The following is a 26754-nucleotide window of genomic DNA, read 5'->3' as shown; positions in this document are numbered from 1 at the left end:
CCCCCCGCCGCCCCCGTCCGCCCGCCGCCGCGTCACCTCGTCGTCGATGAGCTCGTCGAGCCGGTCCCGGGCCGCGCCGAACCGTTCCCAGCCGGAGAGTCCGTGGAGATCGCGCCGCAGGGCCGGGAAGAGAAACAGCGTGGTACCGAACGATTCCAGGAATTCCGTTGTGACGGCGGTGTATTCGGCCCGCCGCACCGGTTCGTCGATGCCGAACACCGCCGCCAGGATCACCCGCAGCGTGAGTGCCCGCGCCGCCGCCCGGGCATCGATCCGCAGTCCGGGCCGCCACGGGTTCCCGGTCCGCTCCCCGTCCAGCTCCGCCCGCGCCGCGGCGCGAATGGTATTGCCGTAGGCGCTGATTCGGCCGCGATGGAGGGCCGGGGCGAGCAGCGCGCGTTCCTGCCGGTGCCGTCCGTCCCTGGCCAGGATCAGCGAGGCCGCCCCCACCATCGGCTCGATGGGATTGGGCAGCGGCGGCTCCAGCAGATCGACGGGGGCGCGGAAGAGCTCGCGCGCTCCATCGGGAGTGCCGGTGAACACGACCGATCCCAGGCCGGGGATGCGCACCCGGAACGGGTCGCCGTCCCGCCTGCGCCGCCACGAGGCGTACAGCTCCAGGATGTCGGTGCTCATGAATCCGTACACGAAATGGTTCGCCACCTCGGTTCGATCTCGCCCGTCCGTGCCATGCGATCTTCGGCGTGCAGTCATGCAATCATGGGCACGAAGTCAAAGCTGTTTGTTTCGAAATATAGGACTCGCCCGTGTTGCGTCAGCAGCCTTTCGCCCGGATCGCCCTCCCCGCGATCTCCGCCGCCACCCTGCTGCTCGCGGGCTGCGGTAGCACCGTCTCCGGCCATCCGCAGGCCGCTCCCGGCGACAATCTTCTCCCCTCCAAGGCGCCCGTCACCACCCCGGCCAAACCGTCGGGCAAGCCGGGCTCGGGCGCGCCCACCACCACGCCCCGCGCGGATCGCGGCGGCCACACCGATTTCCACGCGAGCATCGGCGAGTGCGTGAAGCTCGGCGGCACCACCACCGACGCCACCATCGAGAAGGCGGCCTGCGGCAGCCAGGACGCCAATTACAAGGTGACCGGCAAGGCGCCGCAGAATGCCCAGTGCGGCAAGGGCGCCGATCAGGTCTACTACGAAACCCTCAACGGCGTGGAGACCGGAGCCTTGTGCCTGACCGTCGACTGGGTGGTCGGCGACTGCCTCGAGGTCGGCACCGATGTCGCGCACCGCATTCCCTGCACCACCCGCAACGCCACCGACGGGGTGAAGGTGGTGTCGATCCTGCAGAACGCCACCAGCGTGGACGCCTGCCCCGGCGACGCCCTGGGCTATGTCTATGACGACCGCAAGGTCGTCGTCTGCGTCGAGACTCTCTGAACCCGCACCCGAAGGCTCCGTATTGAAAGGGGCGGTGATCCTCGGATCACCGCCCCTTTCAATACTGTTCGTGTCAGTACTGTTCGTGGATCAGATCGGGTAATAACCCGAGCCGATGCCGCCGCGGCCATTCAGGTCACCCATGATCGAGCTCATGTTGGTGCCGACCTCGGGTCCGAAACAGGCCACCGCCAGATAGGCGTTCACCATGCCGACCAGCGTGGTGTTGACCACGACCGGCGCGCCGGAATCGCCCTCCACCACACACATCTGGCTCCAGGTCTCGACGCTGGTGTCGAAGACGTCACCCCAGGAGATGCCGCAGGTATTGCCGGTGGTCCGGCCCTCCTTGCAGACGATCATCGGGAATCCCGGCGGGCCGCCGAGTCCGGTGATGGTGACGTTGCCGATCCGGTTGACCGGGATGACGCGGGCCGGGTCGAACTGGATGACCGCGTAGTCCAGGTCGTGGTTCGAGTAGACGAACTGCCCGATCTGCCCTGCGGCGCGGTCCTTTTCGGCCCAGACCTTGGCCCCGGCGTCGCCGCAGTGCCCGGCGGTGAGCCCGACCAGGCGACCGGCCCCGTCGTGGCCGATGGTGGTCACCGTGCACTCGAACTGATCGTCGATGATGATGCCCGAACCACCGCCGATCACGGCGGGTGCGGGATCGGCGTGCGCGGCTCCGACTCCGAAGAACGTGGTGCCCAGGGCGATGGCGAGCGCGCCGGCCGCCCCGGCGAGTTTGTTGATCATGTCCCTCCAGATGTCGGAAGCCGCACGAATCTCAACCTGCGGTTACTCATCCTGTCAGTATTCGAGCCCGGTTGCCTCTTGTACTGCCACATGTTGCCGAGCCGTGTCCTGCCGAGGTTCGTGGCGGAAACCTAGTTGGATGGGGTTATCGGAACAATGCGCAAGCGCTATGGAATTCCGATAAATTTGATCCTACAAATTGTTACCCGGTCGGTGTTCACATCTCTGGGTGGATTGTCAAAAACTAGAACAAGTTCTAGATCTCTGCCAGGTTCTTTAGGCTTAAAACCAACTCTGATGTGGCTGTTCACAGCCGTACGGCGAAAGTGATCCGGCTCTATGACCGGAACCACACATGTGTGGTGTGTTTTTCCTAACTCCGTAGTAAGGTGCGTCAAGCAAACAGTCGCCGGAGGCGGGTATCCCGGCGTCGAGAGGGGTAGTCAGTGCAGTTGACCAAAAGCCCGGGGGACCAGGGGAGTCCACCGTCGGCATCACGGATGAATGCGGCCGTGGATTGGGCCAAGGGCTACTGGCAGGATCATCCGAAACGGTCGCTGGAAACCGGCGGCCGGATGATGACCATGGGCGTGTCGGCGGTCGCCGAGCTTTTCATCGCGATCTTTCGCCGCCGCTTCCCTTACGCCGAGTTCATCCGGCAGTGCGCCTTCATGGCGAATGTCGCGGCCGCGCCCACGGTGCTGGTCGCCATCCCGATCGGCGTGATCGTCTCGATCCAGGTCGGCTCGGTCGCCGGGCAGGTCGGCGCCACCTCGTTCATCGGCGCGGCCAACGGCCTGGGCATCATTCAGCAGGGCGCACCCCTCGTCACCGCGCTCATGATCTCCGGCGCGGTCGGCTCGGCCATCTGCGCCGACCTCGGCTCCCGCACCATCCGCGAGGAGATCGACGCCATGAAGGTGATGGGCGTCGACCCGCTGCGCCGCCTGGTGGCCCCCCGCCTGGGCGCGGCCATGCTGGTGTCCGTACTGCTGTGCGGCTTCGTGGTTTTCGTCGGCTTCCTGACCGGCTACATCTTCAATATCTTCGCCCAGAACGGCACCCCCGGCTCCTACATCGGAACCTTCTCCTCCTTCGCCGTTACCACCGACCTCATTGTGGCGCTGCTGAAGTCGCTGATCTACGGACTGCTCGCCGCGATCATCGCCTGCGACTCCGGGCTCAATGCCAAGGGCGGCCCGGGCGGTGTCGCCAACGCGGTGAACACCGCGGTGGTCATGTCGGCGGTCATGCTCTTCGGCGTCAACCTGATCATCACGCAGCTCTACAACTCCTTCTTCCCGCCGCAGGTGGTCTGAGCGTGTCAGCTACTTATGTACCGCCGCTGCTGCGGCCGCTCCGCCGGATCAAGGGTGCGGCCGGTGCGCCGCGCGACTGGCTGGCCCGCATCGGCCACCAGGTGTTCTTCTTCCTGCGCTCGATCGGCTCCATGCCGATGGCGTTCAAGCACTACCCCAAGGAAGTCTGGCGCCTGCTGTCCGACGTCACCTGGGGCAACGGCAATCTCGTGGTCGGCGGCGGCACCATCGGCGTGGTGCTGATCCTGTCGGCGTTCGGCGGCATGACCGTCGCCGTCCAGGGCTACACCTCGCTGAACCTGCTCGGCCTGAGCCCGCTCACCGGTGCGATCTCCGCGTTCGCCACCACCCGTGAGCTCGGCCCGATGCTGGCCACGGTCGCCTTCGCCTCGCAGGCGGGCTGCCGGTTCACCGCGCAGCTGGGCGCCATGCGCATCTCCGAGGAGATCGACGCGCTGGAATCGGTTGCCATCCGGCCGCTTCCGTATCTGGTCAGCACCCGCATGATCGCGGCCATGATCGCCATCGTGCCGCTGTACTGCCTGGCGCTGCCGCTGGCCTACATCTCCTGCTCGCTGACCGTGACCCTGATCGGCGGTACCGCGTCGGGAACCTTCCAGCACTACTTCTATCAGTTCCTGATTCCGCACGATGTGCTGTACTCACTGCTGAAGGCGATCCTGTTCGTCGCGGTCACCACGTTCATCCAGTGCTACTACGGGTTTTTCGCCTCCGGCGGCCCGGAGGGCGTGGGTGTGGCGGCCGGCCGCGCGATCAAGCTCTGCATCATCGCGGTCGTCTTCGTCGACCTGTTCATGACCTTGGCGATCTGGGGCGTCAACCCCGGCATCCGGATCTCGGGATAGGGGGCGACACCGATGCTCATCGATCCGAGTGGACGCGGACCGACGATGCGGCAACTGCTCATCGCCGGCGTCTGCGGCCTCACCGTGCTGGCCATCGTGCTGGGCTTCCTCTTCGCGCGCTACCGCGGCTATTTCGTCGAAAAGGTCAATGTCACCGCGAATCTCACCACCACCGGTGACGGTCTACCCGCCCAGGCGGACGTGAAGTACCGCGGCGTGCTGGTCGGCGCGGTCAAGGATGTGTCCGTGGCGGCCAAGGGCGAGAAGCAGGAGGTGCACATCGAGATGAAACCCGAGTACACCGACGGCATCCCGGCCAATGTCACCGCGCGCGTGGTGCCCTCCAACCTGTTCGCCGTCACCGCCGTCGAACTGGTCTACAACGGGCCCGATTCCACGCATCTGAAGGAGGGCTCGCAGATCGCCGAGGACACCTCCACCGGCACCATCGCCCTGCAGGACACCCTCACCAAGGTCCGCGAGGTCTTCACCAAGATCGACCCGGTGCAGTTCGGCCGGGTGCTCGGCACGCTGTCCTACGCCCTCGACGGCAGCGGGCGCATGCCCGGCTCCAGCGTCGAGCGCATCGACCGCTGGCTCGACGGGGTGCGCGGTTCGGTACCGAATGTCGGCGGCTTCCTCGACGACCTCACCGCCTCCATGCACGCGCTCAACCAGTCCGCGCCCGAACTCATGGGCGTGCTGCGGGATTCGGTCGAGACGGCCAAGACCATCTCCGACCGCCGGGCCGAGCTGACCGCGCTGCTGGCGGGCACCTCGACCACCATCGACAAGGTGAACGGGCTCTTCGCCCGCAACCCCAATGTCGGCAAGGACGTCACCAACGGCACCAGCTCGCTCTTCGGCGCGCTGTCGGACAACCCGGACGCCATCCCGCTGGCCATCGCCAACCTGAACGACTCGGTGCGCAAGCTCAGCGGTTCGTTCGGCTGGGGTCCGCAGCAGCAGATGAAGTGGAACGTCGGCATCACCTTCACGCCGTACAAGCCCTACACCCGCGACGATTGCCCGCGCTACGGCGACCTCGCCGCGCCCAGCTGCGGCACCGCGCCGCTCACCTCGGATCCGGGCACGCTGCCGGATTCGCTGCGGCCCAGGGCCATCGACGCCGCCAAGGACCTGCCGCTGATGTCGTCTCCGCCGCCGGGCTTCCCGCTCATTCCCGGCGTGACCGTCATCGGCACGCCCGAGGCGCCGAAGGCCGACGCCCCGAAGCCGGGCACCGACCCGCTGGCGGGCACGCCGCTGCAGGGCATGTTCCCGAATCTGGCCCCGGCGGTTCCGGCCGCTCCGGCGAGCCAGCCGGGCACGCCGGGCACGCCCACGGGCAAGGACATCGCCTTCACCGGTGACGACGCCATCACCGCCCTGCTGGGCCGGCGTCCGACCGCGGCCGAATACCTGCTGCTGAGCCCGATTCTGAAGGGTGCGACCGTGCAATTGAGTCAGAGCGGGGGCGGCCGATGAGTGTCCGCAAACCGCTGATCGGCTTCACCCTCTTCGCGATCGTGTCGGTCCTGGTGACCGCGGTCATCTGGAATACGCTCGCGCGCACCGTGAAAGGCGATACCAACACCTACTCCGCGACTTTCAGCGATGTGCTCGGCCTGCGCGAGGGCGACGACGTCCGGATGGCCGGCGTGCGCGTCGGCAAGGTCGAGAAGATCGAGCTGGACAAGAAGAACCAGGCCAAGGTCACCTTCATCGTGCAGCGCGATCAGACGCTGTTCGGCGACACCAAGGCGCTGGTGCGCTACCAGAACCTGATCGGCCAGCGTTATGTCGCGCTGGCCCCGCCGGATCCCAAGAAGCCGCACACCGGCGATCATGTGGCGCTGAAGAACAAGGCCTCGATCCCGCTCGAGCGCACCGAGCCGTCGTTCGACATCTCGGGTCTGCTCAACGGATTCCAGCCGCTGTTCCAGGTGTTGCAGCCCGAGCAGGTCAACAACCTGTCCAACACCTTCATCCAGGCGCTGCAGGGTGACGGAGTCTCGTTGAGCGCGTTCATCACCCAGGCCGCCTCGGTGGCCTCGGACTTCGAACGCCGCGACGGCATCCTCTCCGATGTCATCACCAACCTGTCCGGCGTGATGCAGGGTCTGGCCAAGCGCGGCGACGAGCTGGAGACGCTGGTCACCCAGACCCGCTCCCTGATCGGCGGCCTGTACGCCCAAGGCCAGTCGCTGCAGTCCTCGACGGTTCAGATCGCCGACGCGACAACGGCTCTGGTGGGCATGTTCGGCAATATCCAGCCCAAGCTGATCACCGCGCAGGACTCCACCCATGCCGCGCTGGCGCTGCTGCTGGCCAATGGCTCCAAGCTGGACCAGGCCGCGGTCGATCTGCCCGCCATCCTGGCCAACGTCGGCAAGTTCACCCAGAACGGCGCCTACGCCAACGCTTACATGTGCAGCCTGGACGTCTCGCTGTACGGTGTCCTCTTCCCGCGCGGTCTGTTCTCGCAGATCGGCGGCAACTCCCACTCGGCGGTGTGCCGGCCATGATGACGAAACTCAAGTCCCGCTTCAACGCCAACCGCAACTTCTGGCTCGGCGCGTTCGGCGTGGCGCTGATCGCCGCGCTGCTGCTCGGCTCGACCGCCTACAAACAGGTGGGCCTCGGAAAGAACAGCGTCAAGGCCGAATTCGTGCAGACCGCCGGCATCAAGGTCGGCGACAAGGTGGACGTCTCCGGCGTTCCGGTCGGCACGGTCTCGGGCGCGGAGCTCGAGGGCGACCATGTGCTGATCACCCTGAAGATCGACTCCGACGTGAAGCTCGGCCCGGACGCCAAGGCGGCCATCAAGATGGCCACGCTGCTCGGCGCGCGCTACGTCGACCTCACCCCCGGTGACGGCTCCGGGCTCAAGGGGAACCGAATCCCCAAGAACAACACCGTGGTTCCCTACAACCTGGCCGATGTGGTGCAGGAGGGCACGCCCAAGTTCGAGGAGCTCGACACCAAGAAGCTGGCGGATTCGCTGAACGTGATCAACCAGCAGATGGGCGACACCCCGCAAATGACGGTGCAGGCGCTCGACTCGATCGGCGCGCTGGCCAAGACCATGAACAACCGCAAGGAGCAGGTCGACCAGCTGCTCAAGGACCTGGACCGGGTCACCAAGATCCTCGGTGACAACCGGAACAGCCTGCTGCTGGTGATCACCCAGGGCGAGGCCATCGCCAACCGGGTGATGGAGCGCCAGGGCCTGCTCAAGAGCCTGCTGGACAATATCGCCACGCTCAGCGGACAGCTGCAGGCGATCGGCGCGGCCAACGACAACAAGTTCGGGCCGACGCTGCAGCAGCTCAACACCATGGCCGAGGGTCTGCAGAAGAACAAGGACAATCTGGATCGGCTGCTGTCGATCATGCCGCCGTCGATCCGGCAGTTCAACAACGCCTTCGGCAACGGCAACTACGGTGAGGTCGCGCTGCCCTGGCTGTTCCCGGACAACTGGTTGTGCTTCGCGCAGGTGAACGAGGGGTGCCACCAATGACAGAGAAGAAGCAGCTGCTCGGTCGAATCACCAAGGCGGCCATGATCGGTGCGGCCGCCTTCGCGGTGGGCTCCTGCTCGATCATCCCGCTCGGAGTCAAGGACGCGGCCGGGCAGACCAAGCACATCACCGCGGACTTCCTGAATATCGCGGGCATGTTCGAGGGCAACCCGATCACCGTGCTCGGGCTCGAGGTGGGCAAGGTCGACAAGATCATTCCGAAGGGGCAGTACGTCGAGGTCCACATGACCGTGGACAAGGGCGTCGACATCCCGAAGAACGTTCAGGCCGCGCTGGTTTCGCCGTCCATCGTGACCGACCGGCACATCGAGCTCACCCCGCGCTACACCGGCGGTGACAAGCTGCCCGACGGCGCGCACCTGACCACCCAGCAGACCAAGACCCCGGTCGAGCTGGACACCATGATCAAGACCATCGACAGCTTCGCCGCCGCCCTGAAACCCCAACCCGGACAGGAGGGCATCGGCCCGCTGTCGGGCCGGGTGCTGTACCCGATGATGAACGGCAACGGCGAGAAGATGCGCGATGTGCTCAACGCGCTCTCGGGCGCCTTGAAGACCGGCGTCGACAACAAGGACGCCATCTCCACCATCATCATCAAGCTCAACGAGCTGACCACCATGCTCGCCGAGAACGACGATTCGGTGCGCGGATTCAGCAACAAGATCACCCAGATGACCGGGCTGCTCTCCGACCAGGCCCCGGGCCTGCAGGCCACCCTGGATCAGCTGAATGCCTTCCTGGCCAACACCAGTGGCGCGTTCTCGCAGTACTCCGATCAGCTCAACGGCACCCTGACCGGGCTGACCGCGGTGACCAAGCAGCTGCGCGACAACGCGGCCGGCGTCACCGAGATCGTCGATGTGGCGCCGCTGCTGCTGCAGAACCTCGACAAGTCGGTGAACCGGGACAAGAACTTCATCCGCCTGCACGGCCTGCTCGGCACCACGCTCTCCGGTGAGATCGTCAGCCTGTTCTGCGAGCGCGTTCAGATGAAGTCCGACGGCTGCCGGACCGGGAAGATGGAAGATTTCGGACCCGATTTCGGGCTCATGGCGGCGGTGCTGGGGATGACCAAATGAGTAATCGTCTTCTGCGAGATCTGCGCTCCGGCAAGCGAGCCCGGCGGGCCCTCATCATGCTCGCGGTGTCCGCGACGGCGCTGGTCGGCTCCGGCTGCGGTGTGACGGTGGAGAGCCTGCCGCTGCCCAAGCCGGGTGCGGGCGGCGAAACCTATACCGTGCACGCGGTTTTCGACAATGCCCTGAACCTGCCCGATCAGGCCAAGGTCAAGATCGGCGGCTCCGACGTCGGCGTGGTCACCAAGATCACCACCAAGGACTTCAAGGCCAATGTCGACCTCGCCATCCGCAAGGACATCGAGCTGCCCGAGGGCAGCAGCGCCGAACTGCGCCAGGCCACCCCGCTCGGCGACGTCTTCGTGGCGGTGTCCAAGCCCAGGACCGCGCCCGGCGCGACCATGATCAAGGACGGCGGCAAGCTCACCGACACCTCGGCGGGCGCGACCGTCGAGGAACTGCTCATGTCGATCTCGTTGCTGTTCAACGGCGGCGGCATCGCCAACCTGTCCAAGCTGACCTCCGAACTGGACTCCATCGTGGGCGGCCGCGGTGACCAGCTGGCGCATGTGCTCACCCAGATGACCAGCGTCATGACCAGTCTCAACAACAACAGCACCCGGATCGACGGCACGCTGGCCGGTTTCAGCGCGCTGGCGGACACCATCGAGGCCAACCATCAGCACCTCGGCCAGGTGGCCGACAACCTGCCCGGCATGATCGGCGCCGTCGCCGAGAACAACCAGGCGCTGGGCGATCTGCTCACCAAGGTCTCGACAACCAGTGCGGCCCTCGGCGATTACGCCAATACCACCTCCGACGCGCTGGCCAGCCTGCTCGACAATGTGGCGCAGCTGATGAACGCGCTGGCGCGCACCGACCAGAGTCTTGGACCCGCGCTCGACGCGCTGCACGAGATCCGGCCCAAGGTCGACGCCTCGTTCAAGGGCGACACGCTGGCCGTCGCGGGCACCCTCACGCTGCTCGACGTCGGCCTGCTCACCGACCCGGCCAACAGCAAGTTCTTCGATCTCAAGGACCTCAACGACTTCGGGGGCAGCCTGATCCAGGTCCTGCAGATCATCTACGGCCGGATCAACGGGGGACACCGATGAACTGGGTGAAGAGCCACAAGAACCTGGTCTCCAACACCGCGCTGGTGATCATCCTGCTGCTCGGCGCGTCCTACCTGGCGATCAGCGTGATGCGGGTGAACCCGCTGCGCGAAACCTACAAGGTGACGGTCAATCTCGACCGTTCCGGCGGTCTGCAGGCGGGCAATGACGTGACCCTGCGCGGCTACCGCGTCGGCAAGGTCACCGAGATCAAGCTGGTCGACAATGGCGCGGCCATCGCGGCCACCGCCGAGATCGACAAGAAGTACTCCATTCCTTCTGACACCCTGGTGGCGGTGGGCGCGCTGTCCGGCGCGGGCGAGCAGTACATCGACTTCCGTCCCAATGTCGATCAGGCTCCGTACCTGCACAACGGTTCCGTGGTGCAGTTCGACGCGAACAAGGTGAAGACGCCGACCCCGGTGTGGTCGGTGCTCGACAACTCCAGCGCGTTGATCGCCCAGGTCGATCCGGACAAGTTCAGTGTCATCCTCTCCGAGCTCGACACCGCGCTCTCGGGCGGTCCGGATCAGCTGCGGTCCATGATCAACGCGATCAGCCTGGCCACCACGGGCCTGGACAATCTGCTGCCGCAGACCACCAATCTGCTCAGGAATCTGCAGACCATCTCCGGCACCACCTCGCTCGCCCAGCCGGATCTGGGTACGCTGACCCGTAATTCGGGTGTGTTGTTCGCTCAGTTCAACGACGCGAATGCCGAACTCCAGAAGATCCTGGAGCAGGCGCCCGGTCAGATGCAGGAACTCGGTGCGGTGCTCGACAAGACCGCCGACCCGATGACTAGCCTGGCCAGCAACTTCGCGGCCATCACCAGGGCCGCGCAGCTGCGCACCCCCGCGCTGCGCGCACTGTTCCCGTCGCTGGTGGTCGGCAGCTCCGCCATCGGCGTCCCGGCGCACGACGGCGAGTTCTACACCGTCGTCGACGCTCTCGCGATGCGGCCCTTCTGTGACTACGTCACCAAGAAGGTGCGACCCGATGTGGCCACCGAGAGCACCTTCCCGAGGTGGGCGGGCTACTGCCAGAATCCGCCTGCGGATCAGCAGATCCGCGGCTCGGGCAATGCCCCGCGACCGGACGTGCCGAACAATGGCGCGCTCCCGCCCGCGGGGTCGGATCCGAACGAACGGACCCTGCCCCCGATCAAGTGAGTGGCCGTCGCGGCGCTTATGTGCGACAGGCATACTCGCTGACGAAACCTAGACGGTGCGTCCGCAGCGCACCGGGAAAGTGATCGATACATGACGGACGACGCTGCCCAGGACAAGAAAACCGAAGACGATTCCATCGCCGAGGCCGATGCCCAGGGCAGCGCCGAGACGGTCGCTGAGCCGAAGGTGACCGTATCCAAGGACGAGCCGAAGCCCGCCGAATCCAAGGACGAGCCGAAGGCCGCCGAGCCGGAGGCGACTCCCGAGCCCGCCAAGGCCGAGAGCGCCGAGCCCGCCGCGGATTCGGCGAAGGAATCCGAGAAGAAGGAATCCGAGAAGCCGGAACCGGCGGCGGAATCGGCGCCGGCCGAAAAGTCGGCCCTGCTGTCCGCCGTGGGAGTGCCGCTGATCGCACTGGTCGCCCTCGGCGTGCTGCTGGTCGCCGCCATCGCGGCGGCGGCCGGATTCGCGTGGCAGTCCCACACCCGCGCGAACCAGCTCGATGAGCGCGAGGCCCCCACCCAGGCGGCCTGCGACTTCATGCGCACCTTCACCGCGTACGACGACAAGTCCATGCCCAACTTCGCCGAGCAGGTGAAGGCGCGGATCACCGACGGCCAGTTCAAGAAGAGCTTCGAGCCCGCGGCCACCGAACTGCAGGAACTGCTGATCAAGCAGCACGCGAAGGCGACGCTGAACTTCCTGCACTGCGGTTACGAGACCGGCGACGCCGAGAAGGCGACCGTTCTGGTGAACGCCCTCCAGACCGCCAGCAACGATCTCCACACGCAGCCCATGGTGCTGCCGATCCCGGCCTTCGTCGACCTCGAGAAGAAGGACGGCAAGTGGCTGGTGTCCGACTTCCGCGCGATCTACAGCAACGATGCCGGCGGCGCCATCCCGGGCGCGACCCCGGGCGGCGACAACCAGCAGGGTGTCCAGCCCTCGGGCCAGGCCACACCCGCCCCGACCAGCGCGGCGCCCAAGCCGGGTAGCTGAGCAGGCGAGAACGACAGGAAGGCCCGCATCCGGATTCGGATGCGGGCCTTCCCCGTTCGAACGGTGTCGCGGCCGGGCGGTGTCGCGGTGACTCAGAAGAGGGTGAGTGCCTCGGGCGCAACGGCCTTGGCGGGCGCCGCGGTCTTCGCGGGTGTCGCGGTCTTGGCGGCCGCGGCGGTCTTGGTGGTCGTCGCGGCCCGGTGCCGCGGGGTCGGCGCCGCGGAATGTGCGGTGGCCGTGACCATTTCACCGTGTTCGGCGGGCCTGGTGACGGGGAGCGGCTCGGTCTTGGGCTCGGTGACCGGTAACGGCTCGGTGATCGGATCGGCGGGCGCCGGATCCTCCGGCTCGATGGCGACGCCGCTGGCGGCCACCTGGCGGGCGGCCTGACCGGCCAGGGTGTCGGCCTGCTCGTTGAAGTAGTTGCCGACGTGGCCGCGCACCCAGCGGAACCGGACCGGGCCGGGGCGGGTGGCGATGGCGCGGTCGATCTGCTGGATCAGCTCGACGTTCTTGACCGCACCGCCGGTGGAGGTCTTCCAGCCGTTGTTGCGCCAGCCGTTGATCCATTCCGAGGCGCACTTGATCGCGTAGAGCGAATCACTCTCGATGAGCAGCGGTTCGGCGCTGGGATGCGCGCGCACCGCCTCCAGCAGCGCGCGCAATTCGGCGATCTGGTTGGTACCCGAAGGCGCACCGCCGCTCGCCGAGCCGCCCGCGTGATTGACCCAGGCCCAGCCGATCGCGCCGCCCGGATTGCGCAGGCATGATCCGTCGGTGCTCACGATGATCATGCGGCCTACCCTACGCGATCCGGCCGACAAGATCGGTGCCGTGGAATTCCTCTATCTCCCTACGCAATTGCGACTCGGTCCGCCGGACCGTGGCCTGCACCAATGCGGCGGCCAGCTTGGAGAGCAACTTGCCGGTGAGTCCGCGCGGCACCCAGTACTCGGTTTCCGAGGTCAGCACCGCGCGGCCGTAGCCCAGCGGGTCGAAGCGCAGGGTGATGACGCAGAAGTTGGCGCACGCCGACGTCGGCTTCCCCGTCCGGCGTCGGCGCAGTGTGTACTCGATGACCGCGTTGCGGCGGTAGTCGGAGATCTCACACTCGATGGTGGGATGCCACAGGCCGACGCGCAGGGTCGCGGCGAAGACGGCTCCGGCACCGTGGTCGGAATCGCCGACCGGTTCGAAGGCGGCCACGCCGAAGGCCCAGTCGGGCACGAACTGGTGGTTGTCCGTGTATGTGAACGCGACTTCCACCGGTGCGCCGACATCGCTGGCGTACTTGAAATGGCCCATAGGCTGCTCCCTGTCCCACGGCTGCCTTAAAAGTACTACAGCAATCCTATTTATTGAACGGTTCCGTATCGAACGCGGCGTCCAGGCGGTCCGCGATGTACTCGGCGATGGGCAGGGCGGAGGTGGCCGCCGGGGACGGGGCATTGAGCACGTGCACCGAGCGTGGCGTGCGCTCGAGCAGGAAGTCGTGGGCCAGGGTGCCGTCGCGCAGCACCGCCTGGGCGCGGATGCCGGCCTCGCGGGGCAGCAGATCCGATCGGGTCAGTTCGGGGCAATAGCGGCGGCACTCGGCCAGATAGCCGCCCTTGAACAGCGAGTTGCGCATTTCCCGCAAACCGGTGCGGACATTGGCGGCGGCGACCTTGTGAAAACCGCGGTAGCCCAGGATCTCCCGGGCATCGCGCAGGTTCACGCTGCCCTTGCGGTAGCCCTCGCGCGCCAGCCCCAGCACCGCGTTCGGCCCGACGGTCAGCTCGCCGTCGATGGTGGGGCTCAAATGCACGCCCAGGAACGGCAATTCGGGATCCGGGATCGGATAGATGAGGGTGCGCACCAGATCCGCGCGCTCCGGCGGCAGCCGGTAGTACTCGCCGCGAAACGGCACGATGCGCAGATCGATGGCCAGGCCCGCCAGCCGGGCCATGCGGTCGGCCTGCAAGCCCGCGCACACGACCAGGTTCCGGGCCTGCCAGCTGCCGGTCGGACCCGAAATCGTTACCGCTGAGTCTGTTTCGTCGATGGCCGCGATCTCCGCGCCGAGCACGATCTCGCCCCCGGCGGCCCGGACATCGTCGGCCAGCGCCCGGGTTACACGGCCGTAGTCGATGATGCCGGTGCTCGCCACGAACAGCGCCCCGACGCCGGTGATCCGCGGCTCCCGCCGCACCAGCTCGGCGGCGTCGAGCAGTTCCACCTCGACGCCATTGGCGACCGACCGCTCGTAGAGCGCCAGCATCCGCGCGTGCTCGGCGGCATCGGTGGCCACCAGCAGTTTTCCGCACACCCGGAACGGAATGTCGTGCGCCGCCGCGAATTCCTTGGTGAGTTCCGCGCCGCGCACGCACAGCCGGGCCTTCAGGCTGCCGGGCTCGTAGTAGATGCCCGAATGGATGACCCCGCTGTTGTGCCCCGTCTGATGCAGGCCCAACTGCCCGGCCTTCTCCACCAGCAGCAGGCTCGCCCCCGGATGGCGTTCGAGAATGCGGTGCGCGGTGGCCACCCCGACGATGCCGCCGCCGATCACGCAGTAGTCGTACACACCGGGAAGTCTCACACAGCGCTGCCGGCCGCGTCCTCCCCATGGGTCTCGGCGGGGCTCGCGGCGGCCGGGACCGGATGGCGCACGATCTGCACGCCGTAGCGGCCCAGGCCGGGATCCGACAGCGTCAGCGTCACGTCGCCGTGGACGTCCACATCGGTACGCAGCTGTGTGTTCGCCGTCGGATCGGCATTGATGCCGAGCTGCTCCCCCAGCGGGGTGTGCAGCAGCACATCGGCGATCGCGGCGAAGACATTGGTGTCGACGGTGAGCGTCACCGAATCATGTTGCGCCGCCGCCACTTGCGCACCGAGATAGGTGGTGCCGAGCTTCAGCTGCGCCCCGACCGGATGCGGCGCCTCGGCCGCCGTGGCGGCGCCGGTGCCCGGCACCCGGGCCGGAATGGTCAGCACCGCGCCCGATTCGGCCGGGCGGTTGGCGAAAAACGAAGTCAGGCCGATCTTCTCGGCGATGGGCGCGGCGCTCTGGACCTCCGGCTGACCCGCGCCGCCGCGGAGTTCGATCAGGGCCGGATGTTCGGCCGGCGGCGTGATGGCGAGTTTGCCGGGCTCGTGCGCGATCTGATTGGCGATATACGAACCGGCCGCGACGGTCAGCCCGATGCTGGCCATGCTCGCGGTGACGATGGCGCTGAAGCGGAACGCTTGACGCGACATGACTGGTGCGTCCTTTCCCTCTCCCCTGGTCCCCCTGCGTCTGAACGACGCAGCGACCCGCACCATTGAAAGTCGTACGCGCGTCCAGGTTACGGCGGCGAAGGTAACCCGAGGTAAACCGACCCTCCATTGAGAGCAGGATCACAGAACGGAAAGGTTGGACATCAACATGTTTTCCCCGGCCTAAGCCTGGGTAAAAAGTTCATTAGCGGCGAGCGCCAACTCGACTGCCATCGAAGAGACCTCCGGCCAACGGCGTCCGGTCGGCACCAGGCACGGCGCACCCAGGCTGGCGCTCGTTCGCTCCCTTTCAGGGAATTTGGTTCCGCTGAGAGACACATGCCCCTGTGGGAATTGGGGATTTCTGGTCGGAGGCCGGGATAGGCGGCGGGTCAGTTGAACTGACCCGCCGCTCTGCCGCTTCCGGGGGGACCGGCGAAAGCTTGTGCCAGGCCGAGCCATTCGCGGGCGTCATCGCCGCTGACCTGCAGCGCGAGATCGTCGAAGTGTCGCCGCTGCGTCACCAGCAGGCAGAAATCCAAGGCGGGGCCGGTGATTCGCTGCGCGGCGTCCTCGGGTCCCCAGCTCCACTCGCTGCCATCGGGCGCGGTCAACTCGACCCGGAACTCCTCGGCGGGCACGTCCTTGCCGTGCGTCAGGTACGCGAAATTGCGGGTCCGCACGCCGATGTGCGCGATATGCCGCAGTCGGGCGGTGGGTTCGCGCTTGATGCCCAGCGTGTCGGCCACATCCTGGCCGTGCGCCCACGTCTCCATGAGCCGCGCGGTGACCATCGAGGCCGGGCTCATGGGCGGCCCGAACCACGGCAGCTTGGTGCCCGCTGGAACCGTGCGCAGCGCCTCGACCAGGGCCGCGCGATCGCGCCGCCACTCGGCGAGCAGTTGCGGCGCAGGGGTTTTCGCACCCTCCGCGGCGGCCTCGTCCACGAAGGTGAGCATCTTGGGCAGGGCCGCCTGCACTTGCCGGTCGAACTCGGCGGGATCGGTGGCCGCCACCGCGGCGACCTTGTCGGTCCAGTTCAGGTGGGCGATCTGATGGGCGATGGTCCAGCCCGCGGCGGGCGTATCGCGCTGCCATTCGGCCGGATCGAGATCCGCGATCAGCGCGTCCAGCGCGGCGCATTCGGCGGTGAAGTCGGCGAGCAATGCCTCGAGATCGGCCACCGCACGAGCATCGCAGCCCGGTCAGAAAAATGCAAGCACGCGTGCTTGATTTCCGAATCGGCCCGCTACCAGCCGAAAAGGATCAAATGCACGGCCCCCACCACCAGGCCGAGCGCGGCGCCGTGCAGATACAGCAGCCACGCGTCCTGCTCCACCGAGGCGTAGAACATCTCCATGAACTCGCCCGGCGTCAGGTGCTGCAGCTTGCGCGCGGCGAACTCGTCGATCTTCTTGGCCTGGGTGGCCGCGAATTCCGGATCGTCGGCCAGGCTCGGGGCCAGGGCGACCGCGGCGGTGGTGGCGCCGATCTTCAGATTGTCGAACTGCCGCTTGCCGAATACGGTCCGCACCACCGAATGGGTGGGCCCGAGCTGGCGGTGGATCTCCTGCGAGATGAGCCGTTCCAGCAGCTGCCGGGTCTTGTCGCCATTGGGCCCGTCCAGCAGTTCGCGGGCCAGGTTCGGCAGCGTGAGCACCTGGTAGGCCAGGATATTGGCGAGATCGGCCGCCGCCTCGGGCTGCCGCTTGGCCAGCAGCGCCTGCTTCCACAGGTACTTGTAGCGCGGCTGCGGATCACCCGGCTCGAACACCATCTTGATGGCGATGACATTGACGATGACGCCGATGGCCGCGGCCGCCGACAGGATCACGAACCAGCCCGGCAGCCACCCCAGCACCGGAATCCGGTGGTGCACCTGCATATACAGCGCCAGCAGCAGACCGAACGGCGCGCCCAGCAGACCGACGCGCACCATGAACTTCAGTTCCGGCGCGGCGATGGTGGTGGTCAGGTCCTTGAGGATGGTCGGGTTCTCCCGCAGATACCTGATGACGAAGTCCTTGATGTCGATCAGCTGGTCGACATTGTCGCCGAGCCGCTCGAACGCGGTGCGCGCCAAGGTCGGCAGCTCCCGCTCGATTCGCTGGTAGAGCACATTGCGCACGGCCTTGGGCACCGCGCCCCACAGATCCGGGTTCTCCTGCATCATGATCTCGTCGACCATGGCCGGCACCTGCTTGCGCCCCACCTCGGCGATGTAGTCGGCGATCCCCTCCAGATCGAGCTCATGGATGAAATCGCGCGGACTACCGATCCGCATGAGCGCCTTGTCCACGCAGATGCTGGCCATCTTCTCGGCCCGCGCCGGAATGAACCCCTGAAACCCGAGCCGCCGCCCGTCCCCCGAAAACGTCGGCAGCACCTGCACCCGCCGCGGCAGATACGGATACAGGATCTCCAGCCCCGGCACCCGGAAACCCCTGAAGTAGACCGGCCAGAACAACATCAGCACACCGGTCCAGTTGGTCAACCACCCGGCGATGGCACTGAATATCGGAAAGCTGATCAAATCAACGACGAGCTTCGACTGCCCGGTCAGCTCCTCCCAGTCGAGGAACACTCCCGAAGCCACTGTCGCCATACCAGCGTCCCCCTACTGCCGAGCTGATGGTGAGAAAACGGACTCCCAACACTCTCACCGGCATGAGTCGCTGTCAAAAGGTTCTGGCCTGGACGAACATGTCGTGTCGCGGCTCGGGCGGGCCGGTCATCGAGACGTACTCTGCGGCGGGTTCCGGAGTTCGGAATACTGGTCAACCGACCAGAGTGGAAGGTGGAGATCAGCGTGACCGTTGACCGTCGAGGATTCCTGACCGGCACCGCCGCCGGTGTCGCCGCGCTCGCGGGTGCGGGCGCCACCGCCCACGCCGAAAACGGCCCGGCCACCGGTAAATTTCCGCTGCCCGACACCGATCGGCTGCGGGTTCTGGTCACCGGGGATGCGGGCACCGGCGCGCGGCCGCAGTGGCAGGTCGCCGACGCCATGCGGGAACAGCATGCGCGCGAGCCGTTCTCCCTCGCGCTCGGGCTCGGCGACAATGTGTACGAGCAGGGCCCCTGGGCCGATGACGACGCCCAGTTCGCCGCCAAGTTCGAGGACCCCAACCACGACCTCGACTTCCCGTGGCTCATGGTGCAGGGCAATCACGACAACTCCTCGATCCTGCCCGGCGACGGCGGTTGGCTGCTGCGCGGTGATCACGAGGTGGCCTATCACGGGCGCTCGGCTCGCTGGTTCATGCCGTCCCGCTATTACTCGGTGCGGATTCCGCAGGAGCGGCCCGTGGTCGAATTCTTCGTGCTCGACCTGAATCCCATTGCCGCTTACCTGCCGCCGCTGTTCCAGCCCTACTGGGCGGCCGACGGGCAGTTCATGACCGAGCAGGCGGCCTGGCTGGACCGGGCCATCGCCGAATCGCCGGCCAAGTGGAAGATCGCCTGCACCCATCACCCGTATATCAACAACGGTCCACACGGGAATGCCGGGGAATACGAGGGATTGAGCGTCGAGCCGATCAATGGGCGCTTCGTGAAGGACTTCTTCGAGGCGCATGTCGTGGGGCGGTGTCAGTTCCTGCTGTCGGGGCACGACCATTCGTTGCAGGTGCTGGAACCCAATCTCGCGTCGAAAGGGACCCGGCAGATCATTTCCGGGGCGGCGGCGAAGTCGGTGCACGGGGAGCCGTCTCCTGGTGGGAAGCACACGGTGAATGGCGCGCTGTATGAGAATTACACCGATCTGGGGTTCATGGTGTTGGAGCTGGCCCCCACGTCCGCGGACCTGGGGGTCTACACCGTCGATCTCTCGAATGGTCAGTCCGCCAACGCCTTTCAGCGTCGGATGGGCTGATCAGGGCTTCAGGACGATTCGGATCGGGTTTCCTTCCTTCGCCTCCAGGGCGTGGACGGCCTTGGGGGCGTCGGCGAGGGGGACCACCGCGCTGACCGAGCGGGAGAAGTCGACTCGTTGCAGGCCTTGGAGTTTCACCAGTTTGCTGACGTCTTCGGAGGCGGAGCCGTAGTGACCGCGGACCTGCTGCTGGAAGAAGCTGAAGGCGGTGCCGCCGGTGATGGTGATCGGCTTGTCGGTGAGGCCGACCAGGACCAGGCGACCCTGGGGCGCCAGGCAGACCACCGCCTGCTCGCGCACGGGGGCCACGCCCGCGAAGTCGAAGGCGGCATTGAGCCCGGTCCCGGTGGCCTGGAAGACCTTGGCGCGCAGGTCCGGATCGGCCGGGTCGAGGGCCAGGTCCGCACCGAACTCGAGCGCCCGTTCCCGGGCGGCGGGCAGCGGATCCACCGCGATGATCGGCGCGGCCCCGACCAGGCGCAGCAACTGCACCCCGTGCGCGCCCAGCCCGCCGACACCCCAGACGCCCACGGCCTCACCGGCTTTCACCTCGGCGGTGGCGGTGATGGCGGCCCAGGGCGTGGACACCGCGTCGGGAATGAAACACGCCTGCTCGAACGGCAGTTCATCGGGGAGCGGCACCAGCGTGTCGATTCGCGCCAGCGTGTACTCGGCCCAGCCGCCGTCGTAGTCCACACCCCGGGTGAAGGTTGCTCCGCCGCGAAGCTCGCCCGCCTGCAAGACGACTCGATCCCCCACCTTCGCACCGGTCACCCCGGGTCCCAGCGCGTGCACCGTGCCCGCGACCTCGTGTCCGAGCGTCACCACGTCGTCCTTCAGGAACAGCGGCGTCAGCGTCCCGTCGATCAGGTGCACATCCGACAGGCACACGCCCGCGGCCTCCACCTTGACCAGCACATGATCCGGTCCCGGCTGCGGGATCGGCACCTCGTTCAATTCCAGTCGCCGCGAGCGCGGGGACTCCGAGCGCGGTCCCAGGTGTAGTCGGGCTGCCAGCATGGTGTCGGTCATGGGCCTCATGCTAGGCCGGGCGGGCGCTCAGCGGACGCGGTCCGCCGGGAGGTGTGCGGCGAGGAAGTCGGTGACGATCTCGGTCACCGCCGCCGATCGCTCGAGCATCGGCACATGCCCGCAGCCGTCGAGATATTCGACGCGATCGGGACGCAGCTTCTCGTTCACGATGCGCCCGGCCGCCGCCGACAGCACCCGATTCTGATTGCCCCAGATAACGCAGAGCGGCGGCATTTCGTCCCGATCGGGCCAATCGTCCAGGGCCGCAAAGGCGGACAGGTCGCGCACCAGCTGGACGAGCGCCCGCGCCGGGAATCCGGTCGCCGCCAGCGGCGCGACATAAGGGCTTTCCCGATAGGCGCGCCGCGTGGTGAACCAGGACCGCGCGGTCCCCCGGGCGAACCAGCGCGGCGTGTGCCACCCGCTCAGCGCCCGCACCGTGCCGTCGGGTGCGGCGCGGACCACGCGGGCGGCTCGCCGCCAATCACCCTGCATGGCAGTCGATTCGGTCAGCGGATTGATCGCGACCACCGCCCGGAACAACTCCGGATACCGCCGCGCGAGCGTGAGGCTGATCGCCGACCCGACACAATTGCCGACCAGCCCCGCATCCGTGAGCCCGTGCTGCATGAGGAACGCGCAGATCAACTCGGTGTAGCGCTCGAGCGTGTACCCCTCCGCGGGCCGATCCGACTCCCCGTATCCCGGCAGATCGACTGCGTAACAGCGGTAATCGCGCGACAGCGCCGCCATGAGCGGCGTCCAGATGAGGTGCGAGGACCCCGCGCTGTGCAGCATGACCACGGGCGGTCCGGTCTCACCCTGCCGTACGAAGGCGAGGCGGGTCCCGTCGAATGTGAACTGCTCCATGACACTCCAACAGCTTCGTTGCCAGTGTTGGATTCATGGTCCCGCGATCCGATTCAGCGTGAGCCGATTTCGCTGAGCCCGCGGTCGAGGAAGCGGATCATCCAGTCGAAGCTGTCCTCGGAGTCGCCGCTCCACTGGAAGCCGTCGGAGGACTGCAGGGTGGCGAAGCCGTGGAAGGTGCACCGCAGTGTCCGGAGGGCGTGCACCATGTCGTCCTCGGCGACGCCGTAGCCGCGCAACACCACCTGCATGGAATCGAGCAGGCGCGAACTGGATTGCAGCAGTGGATCATCCGGTCCGTCGAGCGGTTCGCCCACCGTGGCGGCATAGCGGCCGGGATGCTCGACGACATACTCGCGGAAGGTGTTGGCGAAGGCCGCCAGCGCTGCGCTGCCCGTCTTGCCGTGCATGGCGTCGCGCACCCGGGCGTCGAGTTCGGTCATGGCCAGCGCCGCGATGCCGTGCCGCAGATCGGCCAGGCTCTCGATGTGCTTGTACAGCGACGGCGTTCGCACGCCCACCCGCTGCGCGAGCGCGCCCAGCGACAGATTCGCGAAACCGACGTCGTCGGCGAGGGCGGCCCCCGCGGCGACGACGTCGGTCTTGCTCAGCCCGACCCTAGGCATGGTGTTCCTTCAGGAACGGCAGCACCAGTTCGGCCACCTGCTCGGGCTTTTCGAACTGCGGGTAGTGGCCGGTGCCCTCGACCAGTCCCAGGCTGCCCAGTCCGGCGGGCAGCGCGTCGACGATGCGCTTGCCCTCGGCCTCGGGGCTCGGGAAGTCGGGATCGGCGGTGCCCATGACGATGAGCGCCGGCTGGGTCACGTTGGGCACCTGGGCTTCCGCGTCGGCGGGAGTCGACTTGCCGGTCTTCATGAATTCCGCGAACCGGCCCGGCTCACTCAGCTTGGCGGACACCTCGGCCAGGTAGGCGTCGAGGTCGGCGGGCTGGCTCGGCATGGCCACGCGCAGGTACTTCAGCCACTGGCCCAGGCTCTTGAACATCATGGCGCTCATCAGCGGGATCATCCCGCCGCGGTGGCGCGCATTGGTGAACAGCGCGCCGATATCGACCTTCTGGGTCAGGGTGAAGGGATTGATCTCCACGATGGCCCGCACCAGATCCGGCCGCTGCGCCGCCGCGATAGTCGCCGACCCGCCGGAGAGCGAGTGCCCCACCACGACCGCGGGCCCGCCGCCCAGCTTCTCGATGACCGCCAGCAGATCGTTGGCCACATCGGTCCGGCTGATCGCTTCCTTACCGGTCTCCGACGCCCACCCCATGCTCGACTCGCCATGCCCGCGCATATCGGTGTTGACCACCCGGTACCCGGCGGCCGCGAGCAGCGGCACCAGGTGCTTGTTCACGTTCCGCTCGATGCCCATGCCGTGCGACAGCACGACCAGCGGGCCCTCACCCGTCTCGTCGTAGGCGATCCGTCCACCGTCGATGTCCACGTACTGCGTCATGGTCTTTCACTCTCTGGGAGTAGCTAACTGCGATAGCCATAAAGCTAATCACTTTAGCCATGATGGTCAAGCGGTGTGTGGAAATTGCACCTCGGGAATCTTTGGAATGCCACTGACCTGCGCATATATATGTTCGCCCCCGGCGAACAAGGTCGCGGAACAATCGGTATACCACTGAGGTTGAGTAGGTAACGCTCAACCTTGGAAGGGGTCGAAGACGTGACTACACCAACGAACCTGCCGGTCCTGTTCCTGACCGATCCGATCGTGCTCCCCGGCATGGTCGTCCCGATCGAGCTGGACGAGTCGTCGCAGGCCGCCATCGATGCCGCCCGCGCGGGCAAGGTCAACCAGGTGCTGGTCGCGCCGCGCCTCGATGAGGGCTACGCCACCTACGGCGTCGTGGCCACCATCGAACAGGTCGGCCGGATGCGTGGCGGCGCGCCGGCGGCGGTGCTGAAGGCCGAGAGCCGGGCCAAGATCGGCCACGGCGTGACCGGACCCGGCGCGGCGCTGTGGGTCGAGGCCGAACCGGTCGAGATCCCGGCCGCCGACGGACGCACCAAAGAGCTTGCGGCCGAATACAAGAAGCTGGTCGTGTCGGTCCTGCAGCGCCGTGAGGCCTGGCAGGTCATCGACGCGGTCAATCAGATGAACGATCCGTCCACGCTGGCCGACGCGGCCGGCTGGGCGTCCTACCTGAGCAATGACCAGAAGCGCGAAATCCTGGACACCCCGGATACCCAGGCGCGCCTGCACAAGCTGATCGAGTGGACCAAGCAGCACATCGCCGAGTCCGAGATCAGCGAGAAGATCAGCGAAGACGTCCGCGAGGGCATGGAGAAGCAGCAGCGTGAATTCCTGCTGCGCCAGCAGCTCAACGCGATTCGCAAGGAGCTGGGCGAGGACGAGCCGGACGGCGCGGAGGACTACCGCACCCGCGTCGAGAACGCCGACCTGCCCGCGGATGTGCAGGAGGCCGCCCTCCGCGAGGTCGGTCGCCTGGAGCGCTCCAGCGATCAGAGCCCGGAGACCGGCTGGATCCGGACCTGGCTCGACACCGTCCTGGAACTGCCGTGGAACGTGAAAACCACCGACTCCACCGATGTTTCGGCCGCCCGCGCGGTGCTGGACGCCGACCACCACGGCCTGGACGAGGTCAAGGACCGCATGGTCGAGTACCTGGCCGTGCGCTCCCGCCGGGCCGCCCGCGGCCTGGAGGTCGTCGGCGGACGCGGCTCCGGCGCGGTGCTGGTGCTGGTCGGCCCGCCCGGTGTCGGCAAGACCTCGCTGGGTGAATCGGTCGCACGGGCGTTGGGCCGCAAGTTCGTTCGCGTCGCCCTGGGCGGCGTGCGCGACGAGGCCGAGATCCGCGGTCACCGGCGCACCTACGTGGGCGCGCTGCCCGGCCGCATCGTGCGCGCGATGAAGGAGGCGGGATCGATGAATCCCGTTGTCCTGCTGGACGAGATCGACAAGGTCGGCAGCGACTTCCGCGGCGATCCCGCGGCGGCCCTGCTGGAGGTGCTGGACCCGGCGCAGAACCACACGTTCCGCGACCACTACCTGGACCTGGATCTGGACCTGTCCGACGTGCTGTTCATCGCGACCGCGAACGTCCTGGAGACGATTCCCGGCCCGCTGCTGGACCGCATGGAACTGATCAGCGTGGACGGCTACACCGAGGCCGACAAGGTCGCCATCGCCCGCGACTTCCTGATCCCGCGGCAGCTGGAGCGCAATGCGCTGACCGCCGAGGAGGTCTCGATCACGGACGAGGCGCTGCGTGAGGTCGCGGCGAACTACACCCGGGAAGCCGGTGTGCGGCAGATGGAGCGGCTGATCGCCAAGGCGCTGCGCAAGGCCGCGACCAAGCTGTCCGAATCGGCCGACATCTCCGACTCCGAAAGCGTCATCGTCAAGGGCGAATTCGTGCCGGAGGGCAGCACCGAGAGCCTCGGCTACGACAAGGAACTGGGCTACGACACCGAATCCGCCTCGGCCACCGGGAAACTGGTGATCGGACTGGACGACCTGAAGGAGTACCTGGGCCGCCCGCGCTTCACCCCCGACGGTGTGGAACGCACCGCGGTCCCCGGTGTCGCGACAGGTCTGGCCGTGACCGGCGCGGGCGGCGATGTCCTCTACATCGAGGCCAATGCCGCCGAGGGCGACCGCTCGCTGACCTTGACCGGCCAGCTGGGCGACGTCATGAAGGAGTCCGCACAGATCGCCCTGACCTACGTCCGCTCCCACCTGGAGGAGATCGGCATCGAGCCGAAGGTGCTGGATCGCAATATCCACATCCACTTCCCGGCGGGCGCGGTCCCGAAGGACGGACCGTCCGCGGGCGTCACCATGGTCACCGCCCTGGTGTCGCTGGCCCTGGGCCGCCAGGTCCGCGCGGATGTCGGCATGACCGGCGAGGTCACGCTGAACGGACGGGTGCTGCCGATCGGCGGCGTGAAGCAGAAGCTGCTCGCCGCCCAGCGCGCCGGCCTGAAGACCGTGTTCATCCCGGCCCGCAACGAGCCGGATCTGGACGAGGTCCCGGCCGAGGTGCTGGCCGCCCTGGATGTCCGTCCCGTCGCCGACGTGGCGGAGATCCTGGCCTACGCCATCGAGCCGGTCACCGAACCGGCCTACGACGGTCGGCAGCTGAGCGCTACCGCCTGACGGCCGAATGATCGAGAGCCGTGCGTCTTCCGTGAAGACGCACGGCTCTCGGCATATTCAGGTCGTACAGTCGGAGTGACTTCCGATGGAGGGCGGACATATGCAGCCGAACGATCCGGCACAGCCCGGCCAACTCGATCAGGTCGCGGGCGAGCGCCTCTCGCACGCGAATCGCATCTTCACTTCCGACCTTTCGGTCAATGAATTCGCCCTGCTACACGGCGCGGGCTTCGACCCGATCGATCTGGTGATGGGCGTGTCCGTCTATCACGTCGGCTTCCAGTTCACCGGTATGCGCCAGCAGCAAGAACTTCCGGTGCTGACCGAGGCCACCTATCGGGCGCGCTGGAATGCCATGTCCCGCATGCAGGCCGAGGCCGACGCGCTCAAGGCCGACGGGGTGGTGGGCGTCCGCCTGGAATGGCGGCAGCACGGCGAATCCATGGAGCATCTGGAGTTCATCGCGGTCGGCACCGCGGTCCGGTACGCGAAATCGCCTGGTAGCTACCGGCGTCCGAACGGTCAGGCCTTCACCAGTCACCTCTCCGGTCAGGACCTGGTGACGCTCATGCGCACCGGTTACGCGCCCGTCGCGTTCGTCATGGGCAATTGCGTCTTCCACGTGGCCGTCCAGGGCTTCCGCCAGATGCTCAGCCAGATGGGCCGCAATATGGAGATGCCGCAGTGGACGCAGGGCAACTACCAGGCCCGCGAGCTGGCCATGTCCCGCATGCAGGCGGAGGCGGAACGCGATGGTGCGACCGGTGTCACCGGCGTGAGCGTCGATATCTCCAACTACGCCTGGGGATATCACACGGTCGAGTTCTACGCCTCCGGCACCGCCATCCGCCGCATCGGCGAGGGCGACCCGATCACGCCGACGTTCACCCTCGGGATGGATTCGTGAGCGACTTCGATATCGACACCGCCACCCGCGCCATCAACGCGGCCCTCGGCGGCCCGGGCGGCCCGGGTCTGGTCTTCAATGTCTTCGCCGGCGTCCCCGGAGTTACCCGGACCCCGCCGCGGAAATCGCTGTTCCGCTCCGAGCCGGAGCGGGTCCAGATCGGTTCCTGGCGTTACGAGCTCACCCGGGACGACCGCATCAAGGCCGACCACATCGTCGGCGGAATAGTGCTGGCCGAGGAGGTACTCCCGGCCGCCGGGATCGCTCCGCACCTGGCCCGGGCGCTGGCCGAGGTCGCCACTTCGTACGGTGCGCCCGCGCTGCCGCACCTGTCGGCCGCGTTGGAGGTGCTGGCCGAGGCGGGCTGAAGCGGCAATCAGCCAGTAACCGTTGATGTTTCACATGAAACCCCGCGTTGAATCGGCAAGCGAAAGCCAC

Annotated in this window: 24 protein-coding genes and 2 pseudogenes; 14 read left to right on the top strand and 12 right to left on the bottom strand. The window is 67.0% G+C overall.

From position 1 onward, the window contains the following. Nucleotides 1–636, bottom strand: a pseudogene (locus ACAM49_RS18180) (cytochrome P450); the annotation flags it as partial. Nucleotides 637–767: 131 nt separating this feature from the next. Between ACAM49_RS18180 and ACAM49_RS18175 the strand changes: the two are divergent. Beyond that, entirely contained in the window at nucleotides 768–1397 is a 630-nt protein-coding gene (locus ACAM49_RS18175) for a hypothetical protein (RefSeq protein ID WP_369636710.1), read from the top strand. A gap of 90 nt (nucleotides 1398–1487) precedes the next feature. On the opposite strand, the gene ACAM49_RS18170 is transcribed toward ACAM49_RS18175, so the two are convergent. Continuing rightward, a complete protein-coding gene (locus ACAM49_RS18170; RefSeq protein ID WP_369636709.1) occupies nucleotides 1488–2153 on the bottom strand; it encodes a serine protease in 666 nt (221 codons plus the stop codon). Between the two features lie 500 nt (nucleotides 2154–2653). Between ACAM49_RS18170 and ACAM49_RS18165 the strand changes: the two genes are divergently transcribed. From ACAM49_RS18165 to ACAM49_RS18125, 9 genes are all read left to right on the top strand, one after another. Next, a complete protein-coding gene (locus tag ACAM49_RS18165) occupies nucleotides 2654–3472 on the top strand; it encodes an MlaE family ABC transporter permease (protein ID WP_369636708.1) in 819 nt (272 codons plus the stop codon). 2 nt (nucleotides 3473–3474) lie between these two features. Next, a complete protein-coding gene (locus ACAM49_RS18160; protein WP_369636707.1) occupies nucleotides 3475–4338 on the top strand; it encodes an ABC transporter permease in 864 nt (287 codons plus the stop codon). A 45-nt stretch (nucleotides 4339–4383) separates the two neighbouring features. Next, nucleotides 4384–5826, top strand: coding sequence for an MlaD family protein (locus ACAM49_RS18155; RefSeq protein ID WP_369636706.1), 1443 nt, complete (start codon nucleotides 4384–4386; stop codon nucleotides 5824–5826). After that, nucleotides 5823–6866, top strand: a complete 1044-nt coding sequence (locus ACAM49_RS18150; protein WP_369636705.1) for an MCE family protein — start codon at nucleotides 5823–5825, stop codon at nucleotides 6864–6866. Before ACAM49_RS18155 ends, ACAM49_RS18150 begins: the two co-directional genes overlap by 4 nt. Then, nucleotides 6866–7861, top strand: a complete 996-nt coding sequence (locus tag ACAM49_RS18145) for an MCE family protein (protein ID WP_369636704.1) — start codon at nucleotides 6866–6868, stop codon at nucleotides 7859–7861. Before ACAM49_RS18150 ends, ACAM49_RS18145 begins: the two co-directional genes overlap by 1 nt. After that, nucleotides 7858–8964 carry an MCE family protein gene (locus ACAM49_RS18140; RefSeq protein ID WP_369636703.1) on the top strand — a complete coding sequence of 369 codons (1107 nt, stop codon included), beginning with the start codon at nucleotides 7858–7860 and terminating at the stop codon, nucleotides 8962–8964. Before ACAM49_RS18145 ends, ACAM49_RS18140 begins: the two co-directional genes overlap by 4 nt. Beyond that, on the top strand, nucleotides 8961–10076 hold the full coding sequence (locus ACAM49_RS18135; protein ID WP_369636702.1) for an MCE family protein: 1116 nt from the start codon (nucleotides 8961–8963) through the stop codon (nucleotides 10074–10076). The genes ACAM49_RS18140 and ACAM49_RS18135 overlap by 4 nt, the downstream gene beginning before the upstream one ends. Then, nucleotides 10073–11248, top strand: a complete 1176-nt coding sequence (locus ACAM49_RS18130) for an MlaD family protein (protein ID WP_369636701.1) — start codon at nucleotides 10073–10075, stop codon at nucleotides 11246–11248. The genes ACAM49_RS18135 and ACAM49_RS18130 overlap by 4 nt, the downstream gene beginning before the upstream one ends. A gap of 90 nt (nucleotides 11249–11338) precedes the next feature. Further along, the gene (locus ACAM49_RS18125; protein WP_369636700.1) at nucleotides 11339–12247 is read left to right on the top strand and encodes a hypothetical protein; all 909 of its coding nucleotides are present in this window, start codon (nucleotides 11339–11341) and stop codon (nucleotides 12245–12247) included. 362 nt (nucleotides 12248–12609) lie between these two features. Here ACAM49_RS18125 and ACAM49_RS18120 read toward each other — a convergent pair. The 6 genes and pseudogenes from ACAM49_RS18120 to ACAM49_RS18095 form a co-directional block, all read right to left on the bottom strand. Further along, nucleotides 12610–13041 (bottom strand): annotated as a pseudogene (locus tag ACAM49_RS18120) (ribonuclease H); the annotation flags it as partial. Between the two features lie 10 nt (nucleotides 13042–13051). Next, nucleotides 13052–13552 carry an SRPBCC family protein gene (locus ACAM49_RS18115; protein ID WP_040814407.1) on the bottom strand — a complete coding sequence of 167 codons (501 nt, stop codon included), beginning with the start codon at nucleotides 13550–13552 and terminating at the stop codon, nucleotides 13052–13054. Between the two features lie 46 nt (nucleotides 13553–13598). Next, nucleotides 13599–14825, bottom strand: a complete 1227-nt coding sequence (lhgO, locus tag ACAM49_RS18110; RefSeq protein ID WP_369636699.1) for an L-2-hydroxyglutarate oxidase — start codon at nucleotides 14823–14825, stop codon at nucleotides 13599–13601. Continuing rightward, complete coding sequence (locus ACAM49_RS18105; protein ID WP_369636698.1) at nucleotides 14822–15487, bottom strand: hypothetical protein; 666 nt, start codon at nucleotides 15485–15487, stop codon at nucleotides 14822–14824. Before ACAM49_RS18105 ends, lhgO begins: the two co-directional genes overlap by 4 nt. 392 nt (nucleotides 15488–15879) lie before the next feature. Beyond that, on the bottom strand, nucleotides 15880–16671 hold the full coding sequence (locus ACAM49_RS18100; RefSeq protein ID WP_369636697.1) for a TIGR03084 family metal-binding protein: 792 nt from the start codon (nucleotides 16669–16671) through the stop codon (nucleotides 15880–15882). 65 nt (nucleotides 16672–16736) lie between these two features. Further along, the gene (locus ACAM49_RS18095) at nucleotides 16737–18092 is read right to left on the bottom strand and encodes a hypothetical protein (RefSeq protein ID WP_369636696.1); all 1356 of its coding nucleotides are present in this window, start codon (nucleotides 18090–18092) and stop codon (nucleotides 16737–16739) included. A 204-nt stretch (nucleotides 18093–18296) separates the two neighbouring features. On the opposite strand from ACAM49_RS18095, the gene ACAM49_RS18090 reads away from it, so the two are divergent. Further along, the gene (locus ACAM49_RS18090; RefSeq protein WP_369636695.1) at nucleotides 18297–19361 is read left to right on the top strand and encodes a metallophosphoesterase; all 1065 of its coding nucleotides are present in this window, start codon (nucleotides 18297–18299) and stop codon (nucleotides 19359–19361) included. Here ACAM49_RS18090 and ACAM49_RS18085 read toward each other — a convergent pair whose 3' ends face one another. From ACAM49_RS18085 to ACAM49_RS18070, 4 genes are read right to left on the bottom strand one after another with little or no spacing between them, the layout of a single operon-like run. Further along, the gene (locus ACAM49_RS18085; protein WP_369636694.1) at nucleotides 19362–20393 is read right to left on the bottom strand and encodes a zinc-binding dehydrogenase; all 1032 of its coding nucleotides are present in this window, start codon (nucleotides 20391–20393) and stop codon (nucleotides 19362–19364) included. A 27-nt stretch (nucleotides 20394–20420) separates the two neighbouring features. Further along, nucleotides 20421–21263, bottom strand: coding sequence for an alpha/beta fold hydrolase (locus ACAM49_RS18080; protein ID WP_369636693.1), 843 nt, complete (start codon nucleotides 21261–21263; stop codon nucleotides 20421–20423). A gap of 53 nt (nucleotides 21264–21316) precedes the next feature. Continuing rightward, on the bottom strand, nucleotides 21317–21889 hold the full coding sequence (locus tag ACAM49_RS18075; RefSeq protein WP_369636692.1) for a TetR/AcrR family transcriptional regulator: 573 nt from the start codon (nucleotides 21887–21889) through the stop codon (nucleotides 21317–21319). Next, nucleotides 21882–22733 (bottom strand): alpha/beta fold hydrolase, encoded by an 852-nt coding sequence (locus ACAM49_RS18070; RefSeq protein WP_369636691.1) that lies wholly within the window; start codon nucleotides 22731–22733, stop codon nucleotides 21882–21884. Before ACAM49_RS18070 ends, ACAM49_RS18075 begins: the two co-directional genes overlap by 8 nt. A 219-nt stretch (nucleotides 22734–22952) precedes the next feature. Between ACAM49_RS18070 and lon the strand changes: the two genes are divergently transcribed. From lon to ACAM49_RS18055, 3 genes are all read left to right on the top strand, one after another. Then, a complete protein-coding gene (lon, locus tag ACAM49_RS18065) occupies nucleotides 22953–25409 on the top strand; it encodes an endopeptidase La (protein ID WP_369636690.1) in 2457 nt (818 codons plus the stop codon). 100 nt (nucleotides 25410–25509) lie between these two features. Further along, nucleotides 25510–26316 carry a heavy metal-binding domain-containing protein gene (locus ACAM49_RS18060; protein WP_369636689.1) on the top strand — a complete coding sequence of 269 codons (807 nt, stop codon included), beginning with the start codon at nucleotides 25510–25512 and terminating at the stop codon, nucleotides 26314–26316. Beyond that, the gene (locus ACAM49_RS18055; protein ID WP_369636688.1) at nucleotides 26313–26684 is read left to right on the top strand and encodes a DUF5073 family protein; all 372 of its coding nucleotides are present in this window, start codon (nucleotides 26313–26315) and stop codon (nucleotides 26682–26684) included. The genes ACAM49_RS18060 and ACAM49_RS18055 overlap by 4 nt, the downstream gene beginning before the upstream one ends. Nucleotides 26685–26754 lie beyond the last annotated feature (70 nt).

This window comes from Nocardia sp. JMUB6875 (assembly GCF_041154655.1).
Taxonomy (GTDB): Bacteria; Actinomycetota; Actinomycetes; order Mycobacteriales; family Mycobacteriaceae; genus Nocardia.
The sequence above is the reverse complement of the archived record's forward strand: the minus strand, read 5'-3'. Positions and strand labels throughout refer to the sequence as shown.

Coding starts and splice junctions, on each gene's coding strand:
- ACAM49_RS18095 (WP_369636696.1), bottom strand. CDS start 18,092: ATGGCGACAGTGGCTTCGGGAGTGTTCCTCGACTGGGAGGAGCTGACC.
- ACAM49_RS18170 (WP_369636709.1), bottom strand. CDS start 2,153: ATGATCAACAAACTCGCCGGGGCGGCCGGCGCGCTCGCCATCGCCCTG.
- ACAM49_RS18085 (WP_369636694.1), bottom strand. CDS start 20,393: ATGACCGACACCATGCTGGCAGCCCGACTACACCTGGGACCGCGCTCG.
- ACAM49_RS18135 (WP_369636702.1), top strand. CDS start 8,961: ATGAGTAATCGTCTTCTGCGAGATCTGCGCTCCGGCAAGCGAGCCCGG.
- ACAM49_RS18075 (WP_369636692.1), bottom strand. CDS start 21,889: ATGCCTAGGGTCGGGCTGAGCAAGACCGACGTCGTCGCCGCGGGGGCC.
- ACAM49_RS18060 (WP_369636689.1), top strand. CDS start 25,510: ATGCAGCCGAACGATCCGGCACAGCCCGGCCAACTCGATCAGGTCGCG.
- ACAM49_RS18125 (WP_369636700.1), top strand. CDS start 11,339: ATGACGGACGACGCTGCCCAGGACAAGAAAACCGAAGACGATTCCATC.
- ACAM49_RS18145 (WP_369636704.1), top strand. CDS start 6,866: ATGACGAAACTCAAGTCCCGCTTCAACGCCAACCGCAACTTCTGGCTC.
- ACAM49_RS18070 (WP_369636691.1), bottom strand. CDS start 22,733: ATGACGCAGTACGTGGACATCGACGGTGGACGGATCGCCTACGACGAG.
- ACAM49_RS18130 (WP_369636701.1), top strand. CDS start 10,073: ATGAACTGGGTGAAGAGCCACAAGAACCTGGTCTCCAACACCGCGCTG.
- ACAM49_RS18155 (WP_369636706.1), top strand. CDS start 4,384: ATGCGGCAACTGCTCATCGCCGGCGTCTGCGGCCTCACCGTGCTGGCC.
- ACAM49_RS18140 (WP_369636703.1), top strand. CDS start 7,858: ATGACAGAGAAGAAGCAGCTGCTCGGTCGAATCACCAAGGCGGCCATG.
- ACAM49_RS18080 (WP_369636693.1), bottom strand. CDS start 21,263: ATGGAGCAGTTCACATTCGACGGGACCCGCCTCGCCTTCGTACGGCAG.
- ACAM49_RS18105 (WP_369636698.1), bottom strand. CDS start 15,487: ATGTCGCGTCAAGCGTTCCGCTTCAGCGCCATCGTCACCGCGAGCATG.
- ACAM49_RS18150 (WP_369636705.1), top strand. CDS start 5,823: ATGAGTGTCCGCAAACCGCTGATCGGCTTCACCCTCTTCGCGATCGTG.
- ACAM49_RS18115 (WP_040814407.1), bottom strand. CDS start 13,552: ATGGGCCATTTCAAGTACGCCAGCGATGTCGGCGCACCGGTGGAAGTC.
- ACAM49_RS18165 (WP_369636708.1), top strand. CDS start 2,654: ATGAATGCGGCCGTGGATTGGGCCAAGGGCTACTGGCAGGATCATCCG.